Origin of the sequence: Paenibacillus sp. PL91 (genome assembly GCF_012935325.2) — a bacterium.
GTDB lineage: Bacteria > Bacillota > Bacilli > Paenibacillales > Paenibacillaceae > Pristimantibacillus.
Genome location: NZ_JABBYG020000069.1, coordinates 1 through 991, shown reverse-complemented (window position 1 = coordinate 991; position 991 = coordinate 1). Strand labels below are relative to the sequence as shown.

At 40.5% G+C, this 991-nt stretch carries 1 protein-coding gene; it reads right to left on the bottom strand.

Going from position 1 to position 991, the window contains the following annotated elements; all coding sequences use genetic code 11:
* Nucleotides 1–196 precede the first annotated feature (196 nt).
* The gene (locus tag HI950_RS35385; RefSeq protein ID WP_169091773.1) at nt 197–778 is read right to left on the bottom strand and encodes a hypothetical protein; all 582 of its coding nucleotides are present in this window, start codon (nt 776–778) and stop codon (nt 197–199) included.
* Nucleotides 779–991 lie beyond the last annotated feature (213 nt).

Below are 991 nucleotides of genomic sequence, written 5' to 3'. Positions count from 1 at the left end.
AAAAACGTACTTTCTATTGTACATGAGTGGATATCAATACACACTAATAGACAGTATGGTCCGAATACGACGGCAGCCATGGACGAGAAATAAAGTCCTAGAACGCCGCTGCTATCATATTCCGTGTTTTTATTGAAACTATCGTTCTCCGTAGCGTAATGCTTAGTTCAATCTAACGATAAAGTGAAACAACCTTTTATTGCAACGGTCCATATGTCTTTAAATAATCACGCATCAACTTATTCGAAATAGCTAGCGCCTCTTCACGAGTAGTTGCAGGGACCGAAAGCATATATCCATTCTCAGTGTTCCAGATGGTTTGCGAATTTTCACCCTTTTGACCTTGAACATGATCAGCAATAAGAAAGCTTACTTGAGTAAAGTCTCTGTTTGCAAATATTAGATGTGACTGGTGAATTTCAGTTCTTACGACTGCTCCCCGCTCGCCATAGATAAAATAAGGGTACGACATCGCACCCCACCCCTCATTTGAAAAAGGTATTTCCAACTTCCGCTGATCAAGTGGAACCGGGATTTGTTCGCCGACGATATTCACTTCACCTTTAAATGTACGTTTTCCATTTAGTTTCGTATACAGTTTCCCTTTAATTATTACTGTCGCTGGCTCCGTCCCAGTTCTCTCACCTGCAGCTCCAAGCTGATACTTGACACCCGTCAACGTTACATCGATCGAACGAGGAAACGTTTTTTTATATACTATAAAGATCGCGCAAAGAACAATAACCAATAGACCGATCATCATCATTCGCCTTTTCATAAAAAGACAATCTCCACCCCTCCAAGTAAATTCATTCCAAATTATTAAACGAACTGAACGTAATGGAGGTTGCGTATGATATGCAGCCCTTCGGAAACTTCTTTAACATAGTTGTTGCTAAGCTATCCTGCTCGTTACGAGAGCGTGCAGTCTACAACTTTATTTTCACGGTCTAGTACTTTATTTTTCAGTCTAATACTTTGTTCGCCGAAC